We start from the raw sequence: 18,303 nt of genomic DNA on the forward strand, positions 1-18,303 counted from the left end.
CGTGAGGCGGCCGTACTCGGGTCGCTGCGCCGTAACGAGGGTGGTCTGGAGCGGTTCTGGCTCTCACTCGGTGAAGCGTATGTGCGTGGTGTCGCCGTGGACTGGGAGGCGGTCTTCGCGGGGACGGGTGCCCGTCGGGTCGACCTGCCCACCTACGCCTTCCAGGAGCAGCGGTTCTGGCCCGAGGCGGCTCCCGTCGAGCCGGACGCCCTGCCCACGGAGAGCGCGGTCGACGCCCGCTTCTGGGACGCCGTCGAACGCGAGGACGTCACAGCCCTGGCCGGAGCCCTGGCCTTGGACACCCCCGACGCCATCCGGTCGCTCGGCACGATCCTGCCCGGTCTGTCCTCCTGGCGGCGCGAGAGCCGGGAGCAGTCCACCGTCGACGGCTGGCGCTACCGCGTCACCTGGAAGCCTTCCGCCGACCCCGCAGAGGCCACGCTCTCCGGTGTCTGGCTGGTCGTCGTGCCCGAGGTGCTCACCGGGCCGGCCGGGGACACCGCAGCCGCTGTGCTGCGTACCCTCGCCGACCGCGGCGCGCAGGTCCGTACCCTCACCGTCGCCGCCGATGCCACCGACCGCGAGACCCTGAAGGCGGCCCTCGACCAGACGCAGGACCCCGCCGGGGTCCTGTCCCTCCTCGCCCTGGGTGGCGAGGGGGCCTTCGCCGCCGGGATCGCGCTGTCCCAGGCGCTCGGTGACGCGGGCGTCGCCGCCCCGCTGTGGTGCCTCACCCGGGGCGCGGTGGCCGCCGGGCGGGCGGACCGGGTCACCGATCCCGAGCAGGCGCTCATCTGGGGTCTGGGCCGGGTCGCCTCCATGGAGCAGGGGGGCCGCTGGGGCGGTCTGATCGACCTGCCGGAGCAGGCCGATGACCGGCTTCTCGTCCGGCTCGTCGGGGTGCTGGCCGGTGACGCTGCCGAGGACCAGGTCGCGGTACGTGCCTCGGGTCTGTTCGTACGTCGTCTGGTACGCGCCCGGCTGGCGGAGGCGGCCCCGGTGCGCGAGTGGCGGCCCACCGGAACCACCTTGGTGACCGGCGGCACCGGTGCGCTGGGCGCGCACGTGGCCCGCTGGCTGGCGGGCAACGGCGCCGAGCACCTGCTGCTCGTCAGCCGCCGGGGTGCAGAGGCCCCCGGCGCGGCCGCTCTGCGGGAAGAACTGGCCGCGCTGGGCGCCGGGGTGACCCTCGCCGCCTGCGACGTCGGCGACCGTGACGCCCTCACCGCACTCCTCGCCGACATCCCCGCCGACCGCCCCCTCGGCGCGGTGGTCCACGCCGCGGCCGTGGTCGACGACGGCGTCATCGAGACGCTCACGCCCGAGCAGATGACCGCCGTCCTACGGGTCAAGGTGGACGCCACGCTCCACCTGCACGAGCTGACCCGTGACCTCGACCTGTCGGCGTTCGTCCTCTTCTCCTCCTTCGCCGCCACCTTCGGCGCGCCCGGCCAGGGCAACCAGGCCCCGGGCAACGCCTTCCTGGACGCCTTCGCCGAGTACCGGCGCGCCGCCGGGCTGCCCGCGACCTCCCTCGCCTGGGGCCCCTGGGGCAGTGCCGACGGAGACGACAGCGCAGCGGGCGACCGCATGCGCCGCCACGGCATCCTGGCGATGTCGCCCGAGCGGGCCCTGGCCTCGCTCCAGCACGCGCTGGACCGCGACGAGACCACTCTGACCGTCGTCGACATGGACTGGAAGCGGTTCACGCTCGCCTTCACCGCCGACCGGGCGCGGCCCCTGCTCCTGGAGCTGCCCGAGGCCCGCCGCGTCATCGAGAGCGCGGAACGGGAGTCCGTCGAGGACCTGTCCGGGGGAGTGCCGCTCACCCAGCAGCTCGCCGGGCTGCCCGAGGTCGAGCAGCAGCGCCTGCTGCTCGACCTGGTCCGCACCGCCGTGGCCGCTGTCCTGGGCCACGCGGACCTGACCTCCGTCGAGGCGGGCCGGGCCTTCAAGGAGCTGGGCTTCGACTCCCTCACCTCCGTCGAACTGCGCAACCGGCTGGGCGCGGTGAGCGGGCTGAAACTGCCGGCCAGCCTCGTCTTCGATCACCCCACCCCGGCTGCTGTCGCCGCGTACTTGCGCGCCGGGATCGTGCCCGACGCGAAGGAGAGCGGGGCACCGCTGTTGGAGGAGATCGACAAGCTGGAGGCCGTGCTGGCCCGGGGGACCGGGGACAACGTCGTACGGGCCCGGGTGACGATGCGCCTGCAGGCCGTGCTGGCGAAGTGGAACGAGAGCGAGGACCCGGCCGGTGTACAGGCCGCCGCGGACACGTCCCCGGCCGCGTCCATGGGCTCGGCCACGGACACGGGGGCTGCGGCCGACGCCAGCGACGAGGAACTCTTCGCGCTCATCAATGAAGGCCTCGGCCGTTATTGACGGCTTGCCGTTTATTGGTGAAGATGGCCCGCCCCCTGTGAATTGACCAGGGGAAACTGCCCTCTGCGCACACCCCCGGTCAGGGGTGCGTAGGGGGCAGTTAGGGGTTGTAGGAGGGATTGATCGGCAAATAGCCTGCCGCCGGGAAGTCGCTCCGCCCGACAGGCGGATCGACGCCTTTTCCGATGACATTCCTCGGCTCCGCGACATGGTTTTCCGATGCCGTCTGCTGCAAATGGGTGGTTGCGTTAAATGGCGAATGAAGAAACGCTCCGGGACTACCTGAAGCTGGCGACGGCGGATCTGCAGCAGACGCGTCAGCGGCTGCGCGAGGTCGAGGCGCGAAACCAGGACCCCATCGCCATCGTGGGCATGGGCTGCCGCTATCCCGGCGGCGCGACCTCTCCCGAGGAGCTGTGGAAGCTCGTCGTGGACGGCGTCGACGCGATCACCGGATTCCCCGCCGAGCGCGGCTGGGACATGGAGATGGTCTACCACCCCGACCCGGAGAACCCGGGCACGAGCTACGCCGACCAGGGCGGCTTCGTCCAGGACTTCGCCCGGTTCGACCCCTCGCTCTTCGGGATCTCTCCGCGCGAGGCCCTCGCGATGGACCCCCAGCAGCGGCTGCTGCTGGAGACCTCCTGGGAAGCCTTCGAGCGTGCCGGGATCGACCCCACCTCGATGCGCGGCAAGCAGGTCGGCGTCTTCGTCGGCACCAGCAACCACGACTACCTGACGGCGCTGCTGAGCTCCTCCGAGAACGTGGAGGGCTACCTCGGCACCGGCAACGCGGCGAGCGTCGCTTCCGGCCGCCTCTCCTACACCTTCGGCCTCGAAGGCCCCGCCGTCACGGTCGACACGGCTTGCTCCTCCTCCCTCGTCGCCCTGCACCTCGCCGTGCAGGCACTGCGCAACGGGGAGTGCTCGCTGGCCCTGGCGGGCGGCGCCACCCTGATGTCCGCGCCGGGTACGTTCATCGACTACAGCAAGCAGCGCGGCCTCGCCACCGACGGCCGCTGCAAGGCCTTCTCCCCGGACGCGGACGGCTTCAGCCTCGCCGAGGGCGTCGGTGTCCTGCTCGTCGAGCGGCTCTCCGACGCGCGCCGCAAGGGCCACCCCGTCCTGGCCGTCATCCGCGGCACCGCCGTCAACCAGGACGGCGCGAGCAACGGTCTGACCGCCCCCAACGGGCCCGCGCAGCAGCGCGTCATCCTCCAGGCGCTGTCCAACGCCCGCCTCACCCCCGACCAGGTCGACGCCGTCGAGGCGCACGGCACGGGCACCGGACTCGGTGACCCCATCGAAGCGCAGGCGATCATCGCCACGTACGGGCAGGGCCGGCCCGACGGGCGGCCGCTGTGGCTGGGCTCCCTGAAGACCAACATCGGCCACGCGCAGGCCGCCGCCGGTGTCGCCGGCGTCATCAAGAGCGTCATGGCGATGCGCATGGGTGTGCTGCCGAAGACGCTGCACGTCACCGAGCCGACCCCGCACGTCGACTGGTCGGCGGGCGAGGTGTCCCTGCTCACCGAGGCGCGGCCGTGGCCGCTCCACGACGGGCCGCGCCGCATCGGCGTCTCGTCCTTCGGCATGAGCGGTACCAATGCACACGTCATCCTGGAGAGCACCGAGGACCCCGTCGGCGCCCCTCCCGCGGCCCCTGTCGGGACCGCGGCCGGTGTCCTGCCCGGCGCCCTGCCCGTCGTCCTGTCCGGCAAGACGGAGGGTGCCCTGCGGGCGCAGGCCGCCGCGCTGCACGCCCACCTCACCGCCCGCCCCGGCCTCGGCCTGGCGGACGTCGCGCACGCCCAGGCGCTCACCCGCTCCGCGCTCGACCGCCGCGCCGCGGTCGTCGCGCAGGACCGCGCCGAACTCCTCGACGGCCTCGCCGCGCTGGCCGCGGGGACCCCGTCGGCCGACGTGATCGAGGGGAGCGCCACGGAGGGCAAGCTCGCGTTCCTCTTCACGGGGCAGGGCAGTCAGCGGCTCGGCATGGGCCGCGAACTGTACGACACCTACCCGGTGTTCGCGGCCGCGCTGGATGCGGTGTGTGCCCGGATGGATCTCGAACTGCCCCTGAAGGATGTTGTTTTCGGGGCGGACGCGGAGTTGCTGGACCGTACGGAGTACGCGCAGCCGGCGTTGTTCGCGGTCGAGGTGGCGTTGTACCGGCTGGTCGAGAGCTGGGGTCTGCGACCGGACTTCGTCGCCGGTCATTCGATCGGTGAGATCGCCGCCGCGCACGTGGCCGGGGTACTGTCGCTGGAGGACGCGTGTGTGCTGGTCGCTGCTCGCGGGCGGCTGATGCAGGCGCTGCCGTCCGGTGGTGTGATGGTCGCGATCGAGGCGTCGGAGGACGAGGTCCTGCCGCTGCTGACCGAGCGGGTCGCCGTTGCCGCCGTCAACGGGCCGCGGTCGGTGGTCGTCTCGGGTGACGAGGACGCCGCCGGTGCTGTCGCCGAGGCCTTCGCGGCCCGGGGCCGCAAGACCAAGCGCCTCGCCGTCAGCCACGCCTTCCACTCCCCGCACATGGACGGCATGCTCGACGCCTTCCGCGAGGTGGCTGAGGACCTCACCTACGACACCCCCCGCATCCCGGTCGTCTCCAACCTGACCGGTGCCCTCGTCTCCGACGAGATGGGCTCGGCCGACTTCTGGGTCCGCCACGTCCGCGAAGCCGTCCGCTTCCTCGACGGCATCCGCTGGCTGGAGAGCCGAGGCGTCACCGCCTACGTCGAACTCGGCCCCGACGGCGTACTGTCCGCCCTCGGCCAGGACTGCCAGAGCGCCACCGGCCCCCGCGCCGCCGCCTTCCTGCCCGCGCTGCGCACCGGCCGCCCCGAGGACCGCACGCTGACCGCCGCCGTCGCCGGTGCCCACGTCCGTGGTCTCTCCCCGGACTGGGCCACCCGCTTCGCCGCCACCGGCACCGCCCACGTCGAGCTGCCGACGTACGCCTTCCAGCGCGACCTGTACTGGCCCCGCGACCCCTTCACCGACCTCGCCGGACCGGCCGACGATCGCGCACTCGGCCTGACCGACGCCAAGTTCTGGGAAGTCGTCGACAGCGAGGACCTGGCCGCCTTCGCCGACACCCTCGGCGTCGACGGCGACGAACCCCTCAGCGGCGTCCTGCCCGCCCTGTCGGCATGGCACCGCCGCCACCGCGACCGCGACACCGTTACCGGCTGGCGCTACCGCGTCACCTGGACGCCGCTCACCGACGCCGTGCCCGCACCCCTCGCCGGGCACTGGCTCCTCGCGGTGCCCGCCGGGCACACGGACGCCCCCTGGACCCTGGCCGCCACCAGCGCCCTGACCGCCCGCGGGGTCACCGTCACCCCCTTCACCGTTGATGCGACCACCGACGACCGGGCCGCCCTGGCCCGGCACCTCACCACAGCCCTGGAGGCGGCGCCCGACGCGCCCGCCGGGGTGCTGTCGCTGCTCGCACTCGACGAGCACCCGCACCCGCAGGACGTGGCGCTGCCCGCCGGGCTCGCCGCCACCCTCGCGCTCGTCCAGGCTCTGGGTGACGCGGGAGTGGACGCCCCGCTCTGGGCCGCCACCCAGGGCGCGGTCTCCACCGGCCGCTCCGACCGGCTCACCAGCACCGCCCAGGCCGCCCTCTGGGGCTTCGGCCGGACCGCCGCCCTCGAACTGCCCGCCCGCTGGGGCGGCCTCGTCGACCTGCCCCCGGCCCCCGACGAGCGCGCCACCGGCCGCCTCGCCGACGTCCTGGGCGGACTCGGCACCGAGGACCACGTCGCCGTACGCTCCACCGGCGTCTTCGCCCGCCGCCTGGCCCGAGCCCCTCAGGACCGCAGCCCCGCCGCCCCGTGGACCGCCTCCGGCACCGTCCTCGTCACCGGCGGCACCGGAGCCCTCGGCGGGCACGTGGCCCGCTGGCTCGTCCGCTCCGGCGCCGCACACCTGCTGCTGGTCAGCAGGCGCGGCCCCGACGCCGAGGGCGCCGCCGAACTCGTGGCGGAACTGCGCGAGATGGGCGCCGAGGTCACCCTCGCCGCCTGTGACGTCTCCGACCGCGACGCCGTGACCCGCCTCCTCGCCACCGTGCCCGCCGAACTGCCACTGACCACCGTCGTCCACGCCGCCGGTGTCCTCGACGACGGTGTCCTCGACGCCCAGACCCCGCAGCGCCTGGCGGGCGTCCTGCGGCCCAAGGCCCACGCGGCCCAGGTCCTGCACGAGCTGACCCGCGACCTGGACCTGACCGCCTTCGTGCTGTTCTCCTCCGTCGCCGCCGTCTTCGGCGCCGCCGGGCAGGCCAACTACGCCGCCGCGAACGCCTACCTGGACGCCCTCGCCGAGCAGCGCCGCGCCGACGGCCTGCCTGCCACCGTGATCTCCTGGGGCGCCTGGGCCGACGGCGGCATGGCCACCGACGAACTCGTCGCCGACCGCCTGCGCTCCGCCGGGCTGCCGGCCCTCGCCCCGGAACTCGCCCTGTCCGCGCTGCATACGGCGCTCGCCCTCGACGAGACCTCCTCCGTCGTCGCCGACATCGACTGGGCCCGCCTCGCGCCCGGCCTCACCGCCGTCCGCCCCTGCCCGCTGATCGCGGCACTGCCCGAAGCCGTCCAGGCCCTCGCCGCCGGACAGACGGCCGACACCCCGGCCGAGGCCGCCGACAGCCTCGCCCGGCGGCTCGCCCGGGCACCGGGCGACGAACGCGACGCCATCGCCCTGGAGTTCGTCCGTACGCAGATCGCCGCCGTCCTCGGCTACCCCGGTCCGCAATCCGTCGACCCGTCCACGGCCTTCCGGGACCTCGGCTTCGACTCCCTGACCGCGGTGGAGATCCGCAACCTCCTCACCGCCCGGACCGGGCAGCGCCTGCCCGCCACCCTGATCTTCGACTACCCCAACTCCGTGGCCCTGGCCGCCTTTCTCCAGGGCGAACTCCTCGGCTCGCACCCCGCCGACGCGGCCGGTGCCACCACGACCGGGACGGGCGGCGGGACCGACGACGACCCCATCGCGATCGTCGCGATGAGCTGCCGCTTCCCCGGCGGCGTCCGCACCCCCGAGGAACTGTGGGAGCTGCTCGCGGACGGGCGCGACGCCATTTCCGGCTTCCCCACCGACCGCGGCTGGGACCTCGACGGTCTGTACGACCCGGAGTCCCTCGCGGAGAACACCACCTACGTCCGCGAGGGAGGGTTCCTCGCCGACGCGGCCGACTTCGACCCCGCGTTCTTCGGGATCTCACCGCGCGAGGCCCTCGCGATGGACCCCCAGCAGCGCCTGCTGCTGGAGACCTCCTGGGAGGCCTTCGAACGGGCCGGCATCGACCCCGCAACCGTGCAGGGCGAGCGCATCGGCGTCTTCACCGGCACCAACGGCCAGGACTACCTCGACGTCATCCTCGCCGCCCCCGACGGCACCGAGGGATTCCTCGGCACCGGCAACGCGGCGAGCGTCGTCTCCGGCCGCGTCAGCTACGTCCTCGGCCTCGAAGGCCCCGCGGTCACCGTCGACACGGCCTGCTCCTCGTCGCTCGTCGCCCTGCACTGGGCCATCCAGGCCCTGCGGGCCGGTGAGTGCACGATGGCCCTGGCCGGTGGTGTGACCGTCATGTCCACCCCCGCCTCCTTCATCGACTTCAGCCGCCAGCGCGGCCTCGCCGAGGACGGCCGGATCAAGGCCTTCGCGGCCGCCGCGGACGGCACCGGCTGGGGCGAGGGCCTCGGCATGCTCCTCGTCGAACGGCTCTCCGACGCCCGCCGCCACGGTCACCCCGTCCTCGCGCTGGTCCGCGGCTCCGCCGTCAACCAGGACGGTGCCTCCAACGGGCTGACCGCTCCCAACGGGCCCTCCCAGCAGCGCGTCATCCGCCAGGCCCTGGCGAGCGCCGGGCTGGCCGCCGCCGATGTGGACGCCGTCGAGGCCCACGGCACCGGCACGACCCTGGGCGACCCGATCGAAGCCCAGGCGCTGCTGGCCACGTACGGGCAGGACCGCCCGGAGGGCCGGCCGCTGTGGCTCGGCTCCATCAAGTCGAACCTCGGCCACACCCAGGCGGCCGCCGGAGTCGCGGGCGTCATCAAGATGGTCCTGGCCATGCAGCACGGGATCCTGCCCCCGACGCTGCACGTCGACGAAGCGACCCCGCACGTCGACTGGACCGCCGGTGACGTCGCGCTGCTCACCGGTGCCGTCGCCTGGCCGGAGACCGGCCGGCCGCGCCGCGCGGGCGTCTCCTCCTTCGGCATCAGCGGCACCAACGCCCACACCATCATCGAGCAGGCCCCCGAGCACGCTGCCCCGGCCCTCGCCCCGGCCGCGCCGGAGCCCGAGTCGGCGCCGGACGCCCCCATGCCGTGGCTGCTGTCCGGCAAGAGCCACGACGCCCTGCGCGACCAGGCCCGCCGCCTGCACGACCACGTCGTCCGCCACCCGGCGGTGAGCGCCGCCGACTTCGGTTTCTCCCTGGCCGCGTGCCGCTCCGCCTTCAAGCACCGTGCGGCCGTGGTGGCCGCGGACCGCGCCGGGCTCCTCTCGGCCCTGGAGGCACTGGCGGAGGACGGCTCGGCCGCCGCACTCGTGACGGGCTCCCCGGCGGGAGGCAGGACCGCGTTCCTGTTCACCGGGCAGGGCAGCCAGCGGCTGGGGATGGGGCGTGAGTTGTACGACGCCTACCCGGTGTTCGCGGACGCGCTGGACGCGGTGTGCGCGCGCATGGACGGCTCGCTCGATCTGCCGTTGAAGGAGGTGTTGTTCGGCGGGGATGCGGTGGTGCTGGATCGTACGGAGTATGCGCAGCCCGCGTTGTTCGCGGTTGAGGTGGCGTTGTTCCGGCTGCTGGAGTCGTGGGGTGTGCGACCGGACTTCCTCGCCGGTCACTCCGTGGGTGAGATCGCGGCCGCGCATGTGGCGGGTGTGTTCTCGCTGGAGGACGCGTGCTCGTTGGTGTCTGCGCGTGGTCGTCTGATGCAGGCGTTGCCTTCGGATGGTGTGATGGTGGCGGTGCAGGCGTCGGAGGACGAGGTCCTGCCGTTGCTGAACGACCGGGTGAGCATCGCCGCCGTCAACGGGCCCACGTCGCTTGTGATCGCCGGTGACGAGGACGCCGTGCTCACGGTGGTGGAGGCCTTCGCCGACCGCAAGAGCAAGCGGCTCACCGTCAGCCATGCGTTCCACTCGCCGCACATGGACGGCATGCTGGGCGACTTCCGTGAGGTGGTGGCGGGGCTGGAGTTCGCCGCTCCCCGGATCCCGATCGTCTCCAATCTGACCGGTGCGTTGGTCTCGGACGAGATGGGTTCGGCCGCCTTCTGGGTGCGACACGTCCGTGAAGGCGTCCGCTTCCTCGACGGTGTGCGGACGCTTGAGGCGGCGGGGGTCACCACGTACGTCGAACTCGGTCCTGACGGTGTGCTGTCGGCTCTGGCCCAGGACTGCACCACCGTCGAGGGCGCCGTCTTCGTGCCCGTCCTGCGCAAGGGCCGCCCTGAGGCGCAGACCCTCGTCACCGCGCTCGCCCGGGCCCACGTCCACGGCGTCCGGGTGGAATGGACCGCTTTCTACGCGGGCACCGGCGCCCGTCGCGTCGACCTGCCGACCTACGCCTTCCAACGCCAGCGCTACTGGCCCGCACTCTCCTCGTACCACCTCGGGGACGTCGAGGCGATCGGCCTCGACGACACCGCCCACCCGCTCCTCACCGCCGGTGTCGCCCTGCCCGACTCCGACGGCATGGTCTTCACCGGACGCCTCGCACTGTCCACGCACCCCTGGCTGGCCGACCACGCCATCCTCGGCAGCGTCCTGCTGCCCGGTACGGCCTTCGTGGAGCTCGCGACCCGCGCCGGTGACCAGCTCGGCTGCGACCACCTCGAAGAGCTGACCCTCGAAGCACCGCTCGTCCTGCCCGAGCGCGGCGGCGTCCAGCTGCGCGTCCGGGTCGGCGCCGACGACGGGACCGGCCGCCGCGCGTTCGCCCTGCACTCCCGCGCCGAGGGCGTCGCCGCAGAGGAGCCCTGGACCCGGCACGCCTCCGGAGTCCTCGCCGAAGGCGCCCGCCCCGCCGCGGACTTCGACCTGACCGCCTGGCCCCCGGCCGACGCCACCGAGATCCCGCTCGACGGCCGCTACGACGCTCTCGACAGCATCGGCTTCGCCTACGGACCCACCTTCAGGGGGCTGCGTACGGCCTGGCGGTCCGACGGAGCCGTCTACGCCGAGGTGGCCCTGCCCGACGGCACGGAGGACCAGGCCGGTCGCTTCGGCCTGCACCCCGCACTGCTCGACGCGGCCCTGCACGCCATCGGGCTCGGCGGCATCGGCGCCGACGACGGCCAGGGGCGGCTGCCCTTCGCCTGGTCCGGAGTGTCGCTGTACGCGGGCGGTGCGAGCGCGCTGCGCGTGCGCCTCACCCCCGCCGGGGCCGAGGGCGTCCGGCTGGAGATCGCCGACGCCTCCGGCGCGCCCGTCGCGGCCGTCGAGTCGCTCGGACTGCGCCCGGTGACCGCCGACCAGCTGCGGGCCGCCCGCGCCACCTACCACGAGTCGGTGTTCCGCCAGCAGTGGTCCGAGCTCGCCGGCCCGAGCGCCCCGGACCCGACGGCCCCGGCCCCGTACGTCCTCCTCGGGGAGACCGAGCCGGGACCCGGCGGGAACGGTGACCTCTACGCCGACCTGGCCGCGCTCGCCGCGGCGGCCGACGCGGGGACCGCCGTACCGGAGGAAGTCTTCTTCCACCTCGCCCCGGCACCGGCCCCGGTCACCCCGGACGCCGTGCACGGCGTCGCACACAGGGTGCTGGCGCTGGCTCAGGAGTGGCTGGCCGACGACCGGTTCGCCGCCGCCCGGCTGGTCGTCGTCACGCGCGGTGCGGTCGCCGCGGCAGCGGGCGAGGACGTGACGGACCTGGCCGGCGCCACCGCCTGGGGTCTGCTGCGGTCCGCCCAGACCGAGAACCCGGGCCGGATCGCCCTCGTCGACGCAGGTCCGGCCGAGGACCGTGCCGGGCTGCGCCGCGCGCTCGCCGCCGCGGAGGAGGAGCGCTTCGCCCTGCGCGAGGGCGCCGTCCTCGTCCCGCGCCTCGTCCGCGTCGAGACCGGCCGGGACGCTGACACCGCCTCCGGAGCCGTCGACGGCGCCCTCGACAAAACGATCGACGGCGCCGACGCCTCCGGCCGGGCCGCTGCCTTCGGGCCCGAGGGCACCGTGCTGATCACCGGCGCCACCGGTGGGCTCGGCCGCCTCGTCGCCCGGCACCTGACCACCGTCCACGGGGTCCGCCGGCTGCTCCTCGTCGGCCGCCGCGGCGCCGACGCACCCGGTACGGCCGAACTGGCCGCCGAGCTCGCCGAGTCCGGTGCCACCGTCACCTGGGCCGCGTGCGACGTGGCCGACCGGGACTCCCTGGCCGCACTGATCGCCGGGATTCCGGCCGACCAGCCGCTGACCGCGGTCGTCCACACCGCCGGTGTCCTCGACGACGGCATCGTCTCCTCGCTCACCCCGGAGCGGCTGTCCGCAGTGCTCCGCCCCAAGGTGGACGCCGCCTGGCACCTGCACGAACTGACCCGCGGCCTGGACCTGTCCGCCTTCGTGCTCTTCTCCTCCACCTCCGGCCTCTTCGGCGGCCCCGGCCAGGCCAACTACGCGGCTGCGAACTCCTTCCTGGACGCCCTCGCCCAGCACCGCCGCGCCCAGGGCCTGCCCGCCGCGGCCCTCGCCTGGGGCCTGTGGTCCGCCGCCGACGGCATGGCGGGCTCCCTCGACGCCGCCGACGTCAACCGGATGCGCCGCGCCGGACTGCCCCCGCTGACGGTCGCCGAGGGCCTGGAGCTGTTCGACACCGCGACCGGACTCGACGAGGCCGCCGTCGCCCTCATGCGGGTCGACGCCGACGCCCTGCGCCCACAGGCCGCCGCGGGCACCATCGCCCCGCTGCTGCGCGGGCTGGTCCGCGGCGTCGCCCGCCGCTCCGCCGCCGCCGGTGCCCTCGCCGCCGGGGCCGAGCCGGAGCTGCGGGCCCGCCTGGCCGGGATGGCCCCGGCCGAACGGGACCGGGCCCTGCTGGACCTGGTCCGTACGCAGGTCGCGGCCGTCCTCGGGCACGCCGGTTCCTCGGCCGTCGAGTCGGGTCGGGCCTTCAAGGAACTGGGCTTCGACTCGCTCACCGCCGTGGAGCTGCGCAATCGCCTGAACGCTGCCACCGGCCTGCGCCTGCCCGCCACGCTGATCTTCGACTACCCGGACCCGACCCTCCTCGCCCGTCACCTGCGCACCGAACTGGTCGACGACACCGAGCAGGACCCCGCACCGGCCACCGGACCGGTCGTCCCCGCCGGCCCCGGCAGCGCCGCCGACGACGAGCCCATCGCGATCGTCGCCATGAGCTGCCGCTACCCCGGTGACGTCCGCACCCCCGAGGACCTCTGGGTGCTGCTGACGGCCGGTCAGGACGGCGTCACCCGGCTGCCCGAGAACCGCGGCTGGGACACCGCGGCCCTCTACCACCCCGACCCGGAGCACCCGGGCACCTCCTACGCCCGCGAGGGCGGATTCCTCCACGACGCCGCGGAGTTCGACGCCGACTTCTTCGGGATCTCGCCCCGCGAGGCCCTCGCGATGGACCCGCAGCAGCGCCTGCTGCTGGAGACCACCTGGGAGGCCTTCGAACGGGCCGGGATCGCCCCGTCCTCGGTGCGCGGAAGCCGTACGGGCGTCTACGCGGGCGTCATGTACCACGACTACGGTGCCCGCCTGCACGCGGTGCCCGACGGTGTGGAGGGCTACCTCGGCACCGGCAGCTCCAGCAGCATCGTCTCCGGCCGCGTCGCCTACACCTTCGGTCTGGAGGGCCCTGCCGTCACCGTCGACACGGCCTGTTCCTCCTCCCTGGTCGCCCTGCACCTCGCGGCGCAGGCGCTGCGTGCGGGTGAGTGCAGCCTCGCCCTCGCGGGCGGTGTCACCGTGATGTTCACGCCGGGCACCTTCATCGAGTTCAGCCGCCAGCGCGGTCTCGCCGCCGACGGCCGCTGCAAGTCCTTCGCGGCCGCCGCCGACGGCACCGGCTGGGGCGAGGGCGCGGGCATGCTCCTGCTGGAGCGGCTCTCCGACGCCCGCCGCAACGGCCACCCCGTCCTCGCCGTGGTCCGCGGCTCCGCCGTCAACCAGGACGGCGCGAGCAACGGGCTCACCGCCCCCAACGGGCCGTCCCAGCAGCGGGTGATCCGCCAGGCCCTCGCCAACGCCCGCCTGACCGGCGCCGACGTCGACGTCGTCGAGGCCCACGGCACCGGCACCACCCTCGGCGACCCCATCGAAGCCCAGGCTCTGCTGGCCACCTACGGCCGCGACCACGCCGAGGACCGGCCGCTGCTGCTCGGATCGGTGAAGTCCAACCTCGGCCACACCCAGGCCGCCGCCGGTGTCGCAGGCGTCATCAAGATGATCATGGCGATGCGGCACGGCGTCGTACCCAAGACCCTGCACGTCGACGAGCCGACCCCGCACGTCGACTGGTCCGCGGGCGCGGTGTCCCTGCTCACCGAGCAGGTCACCTGGCCCGACACGGACCGGCCGCGCCGCGCGGGCGTCTCCTCCTTCGGTATCAGCGGCACCAACGCCCACGCCATCATCGAGCAGGCGCCGGACATCCCGGCCCCCGCCACGGATCCGACCCCGGACCCGGCAGCGGCGCAGCCGCCGTACGTCCCGGTCCTACTGTCCGCCCGCGGCCCGGATGCCCTGCGCGCCCAGGCCCGCCGCCTGCACACCCACGTCCACACCCACGTCCACACCGGCACCGGCACGGGCCCGAGCCCCGCGGACCTCGCCCTGTCCCTGGCCGCCACCCGCTCCGCGTTGGAGCACCGCGCCGCGTTCGTCGCGTCGGACCGTACGGAGCTGCTGCGCGGCCTGGACGCCCTGGCACACGGTGAGGACACGGCCGGGCTGGTGCGCGGCACCGCACGCGAGGGCCGGACCGCGTTCCTGTTCACCGGACAGGGCAGCCAGCGGCTCGGCATGGGCCGCGAACTGTACGACAGCCAACCGGCCTTCGCCGCCGCCCTCGACGAGGTCTGCGCCGAACTCGACCGGCACCTCGAACTCCCGCTCAAGGAAGTGCTGTTCGGAACCGACGCGGCCCTGCTCGACCGTACCGATCACACCCAGCCCGCCCTCTTCGCCGTCGAGACGGCCCTGTTCCGGCTGCTGGACAGCTGGGGCCTGCGCCCTGACGTGCTGGCCGGCCACTCCATCGGTGAGATCACCGCCGCGCACGTCGCGGGGGTCCTCTCCCTCCAGGACGCCGCCGAGTTGGTCGCCGCGCGCGGCCGGCTGATGCAGCAGCTGCCCGCCGGTGGTGCGATGATCGCCGTCCAGGCGTCCGAGGACGAGGTCCTGCCGCTGCTGACCGAGCGGGTCGCCATCGCCGCCGTCAACGGGCCGGCGTCCGTGGTCGTGGCCGGTGACGAGGAGGCGGCTCGGGCCGTCGCCGCCGTCTTCGACGCCCGGGGCCGCAAGACCAAGCGCCTCACCGTCAGTCACGCCTTCCACTCGCCGCTGATGGACGGCATGCTCGCCGACTTCCGCAAGGTCGCCGAGGGCCTCGTCTACGCGGCCCCCCGCGTCCCCGTCGTCTCCCTCCTGACCGGCGCTCCGGTCACGGACGAGATGGGCTCCGCCGACTTCTGGGTCCGCCACGTCCGCGAAGCCGTCCGCTTCCTCGACGGCATCCGCGCCCTGGCCGCCGCCGGGGTCACGGCCTTCATCGAACTCGGTCCCGACGGCACCCTGTCCGCCCTCGCCCAGGACTGCCTCGCCGACGCGGTGGACCCGGCGGACCCGGCCGGTCCCGCCCTCTGCGTCCCCGTCCTGCGCAAGGACCGCCCCGAGGCCGAAGCCCTCATCACCGCCCTGACGCTGGCCCACGTCCACGGAGCCACCGTCGACTGGACCGCGTACCACGCGGGTACCGGCGCCCGCCGCGTCGAGCTGCCGACCTACGCATTCCAGCGCAAGCGCTACTGGCTCGACGTCGGCGTCTCCGTCGAGGACGTCCTCGCCGCGGGTCTCGACACCCCCGGCCACCCGCTTCTCGGCGCCGCCGTCCCGCTGCCGGCTTCCGACGGCCTGGTCCTCACCGGACGCCTGGCCGTGTCCACGCACCCCTGGCTCGCCGATCACACGGTCATGGACACCGTGCTGCTGCCCGGCACCGCCTTCGTCGAACTGGCGCTCCGGGCCGGCGCCGAGGTCGGCTGCGACACCGTCGAGGAACTCGCCATCGAGGCCCCCCTCACCCTCACCGAGCAGGGCGGCGTGCAGCTCCAGCTCGCGGTCGAGGCGGCGGACCCCACAGGTCGGCGGACCCTGACCCTGCACTCCCGCCCCGCCGACGCCCAGACCCAGGAGCCGTGGACGCGGCACGTGAGCGGTGTCCTCGCCCCCGCCGCCCCCGCCCGCCCCGCCGACCTGACCAGCTGGCCGCCGCCCGGCGCCGAACCCGTCCCCACCGACAGCTTCTACCCGGCCGCGGCCGCCGCCGGCCTCGGCTACGGCCCCGTGTTCCAGGGCCTGCGCGCCGCCTGGCGCACCGCGGACGCCCTCTATGCCGAGGTGGCCCTCGACGCCGCCCCCGCCGCCGACGCGGGCGCCTACGGCATCCACCCGGCCCTCCTCGACGCCGCCCTCCAGGCCATCGGCCTCGGCGTCCCCGGTGGGGCCGACCCCGGCGACGGCGCCCGGCTGCCCTTCGCCTGGACCGGCGTCCGGCTGCACGCCGCAGGAGCGGCCGGCCTGCGCGTCCGGCTCACCCCCGGCGCGTCCGGCGGTATCGCCCTCGACGTCGCCGACTCCACCGGCGCCCCCGTCGCCACGGTCGACTCCCTGATCCTGCGCCCGGTCACCGCCGCCCAGCTCGGCGGCGACCGCACCGCCACCCATCACGAAGCCCTCTTCGGCATCGAATGGGCCCGCCTGCCGCTCGTCGCCACGGCGGTCCCCGCCGACGAGCGGTGGGCCGTCCTCGGCGAGGACACCACCGGATTCCGCATCGGTGGCGCCCCCCTCGACACCCACACCGGACTCGCCGCGCTCCGCGGCGCGCTCGCCGCCGGGGCACCCGCCCCGGACGTCGTCATCGTCCCGCTGACCGCCGCCGTGGGTACCGGCGGCCGCGCCGCCACCGCCCGCACCGCCGCGCACCAAGCCCTCGCCCTGGTCCAGGAATGGCTGGCCGAGGAACGCCTGGACGCCTCCCGGCTGGTGCTCCTCACCTCGGGCGCGGTGGCCGCCGTACCCGGGGAGCACGTCACCGACCTGCCCCACGCCCCGGTATGGGGCCTGGTCCGCTCGGCGCAGTCCGAGAACCCCGGCCGGTTCGTCCTCGCCGACACCGACGGCAGCGACGCCTCGCTCGGCGCGCTCGCCGCCGCCCTCGCCGGCGACGAGCCGCAGCTCGCCCTGCGGTCCGGCGAGGCGCACGCCTTCCGCCTGCGCCGGATCGCCCGCACCGCCACCCCGGCCGCCGCCGCCCCGGACAGCGGAGCACCGGAGCTCGACACCACGGGCACGGTCCTCGTCACCGGGGCCACCGGCACCCTCGGCAAGCTCTTCGCCCGCCACCTCGCCCACGTCCATGGCGTACGCAACCTGCTCCTGCTCAGCCGCCGCGGCGACGCGGCACCCGGTGCGGCCGACCTGACGCGCGAGCTGACCGGCCTCGGCGCCGACGTCACCTGGGCGGCCTGCGACGCCGCCGACCGTGACGCCCTCGCCGCCGTCCTGGCCGCCGTACCCGCGGACCGGCCGCTGACCGCGATCGTCCACACGGCCGGTGTCCTCGACGACGGCATCATCGACTCCCTCACGCCCGAACGCCTCGACACCGTCCTGCGGCCCAAGGTCGACGCGGCCTGGAACCTGCACGAGCTGACCGAGGGCCACCCCCTCGCCGCGTTCGTGCTCTTCTCCTCCGTCGCGGGCTCCTTCGGAGCCCCCGGCCAGGGCAACTACGCCGCGGCCAACGCCTTCCTCGACGCGCTCGCCCAACACCGGGCCGCCCGCGGCCTCACCGCCAGCGCCCTCGCCTGGGGCCTGTGGGCGACCGAGGACGGCATGGCCGGCGCCCTCGACGAAGCCGACCTGACGCGCATGGCCCGCGCCGGCGTCACCGGGCTCACCCCCGAGGAGGGCCTCGCCCTCTTCGAGACCTCCCGCACCCTGGACGACGCCGTCCTCGTCCCCATGCGCGTCGAGCAGGCCACCCTGCGCGCGCAGGCAGCCGACGGCACCCTGCCGCCGCTGCTGCGCGGACTCGTCCGCACCCCGGCCCGCCGCGCCGCCGACAGCCCGACCGGCACCCGCCCGGCCGCCGCGGCCTCCGCCACCGAACCGGCCGACGCCCTGAAGGGCCGCCTCGCGGGCCTCCCTGCCGCCGAACGCGACCAGGCCCTGCGCGAGCTGGTCCGCACCCAGGTCGCCGCGGTCCTCGGACACGGCACCCCCGACGACGTCGAGGCCGGGCGCGGCTTCCTCGACCTGGGCTTCGACTCCCTCACCGCCGTCGACCTGCGCAACCGGCTCACCGCCGCGTCCGGGCTGCGACTGCCCGTCACGCTGATCTTCGACTACCCGTCCCCCGCGGCCCTCGCCGCGTACATCGGGGAACGGCTCGGCCAGGGAAACCAGGGCCGCCCGCCGGTCCATGCCGAAATCGACAAGCTCGAATCGATCCTCTCGACCGTCGCCCTCGACGACGTCGACCGCACGGGCATCACCGCCCGGCTGCGAGATCTCCTGGCGAAGTGGAATGACACGCACAGTGCAGCACCGGACACCGCCGCCGACGAGCAGGACATTTCGGCGGCCACGGCCGACGAGCTCTTCGACCTCCTCGACGACGAACTCGGCCTGTCCTGACCGCAGGGACCG

The 18,303-nt window shown here is 74.6% G+C and carries 2 protein-coding genes; both read left to right on the forward strand.

Annotated features, from left to right (window positions below; translation table 11 throughout):
• The coding region (locus AC0693_RS37700) for an SDR family NAD(P)-dependent oxidoreductase (RefSeq protein ID WP_478804451.1) at positions 1 to 2,382 on the forward strand (2,382 nt) is incomplete at its 5' end.
• Positions 2,383 to 2,634: 252 nt separating this feature from the next.
• Entirely contained in the window at positions 2,635 to 18,291 is a 15,657-nt protein-coding gene (locus tag AC0693_RS37705; RefSeq protein WP_478804452.1) for a type I polyketide synthase, read from the forward strand.
• The last annotated feature ends 12 nt before the right edge of the window (positions 18,292 to 18,303 follow it).

The sequence above is a fragment of the Streptomyces sp. NPDC043876 genome (genome assembly GCF_056435825.1).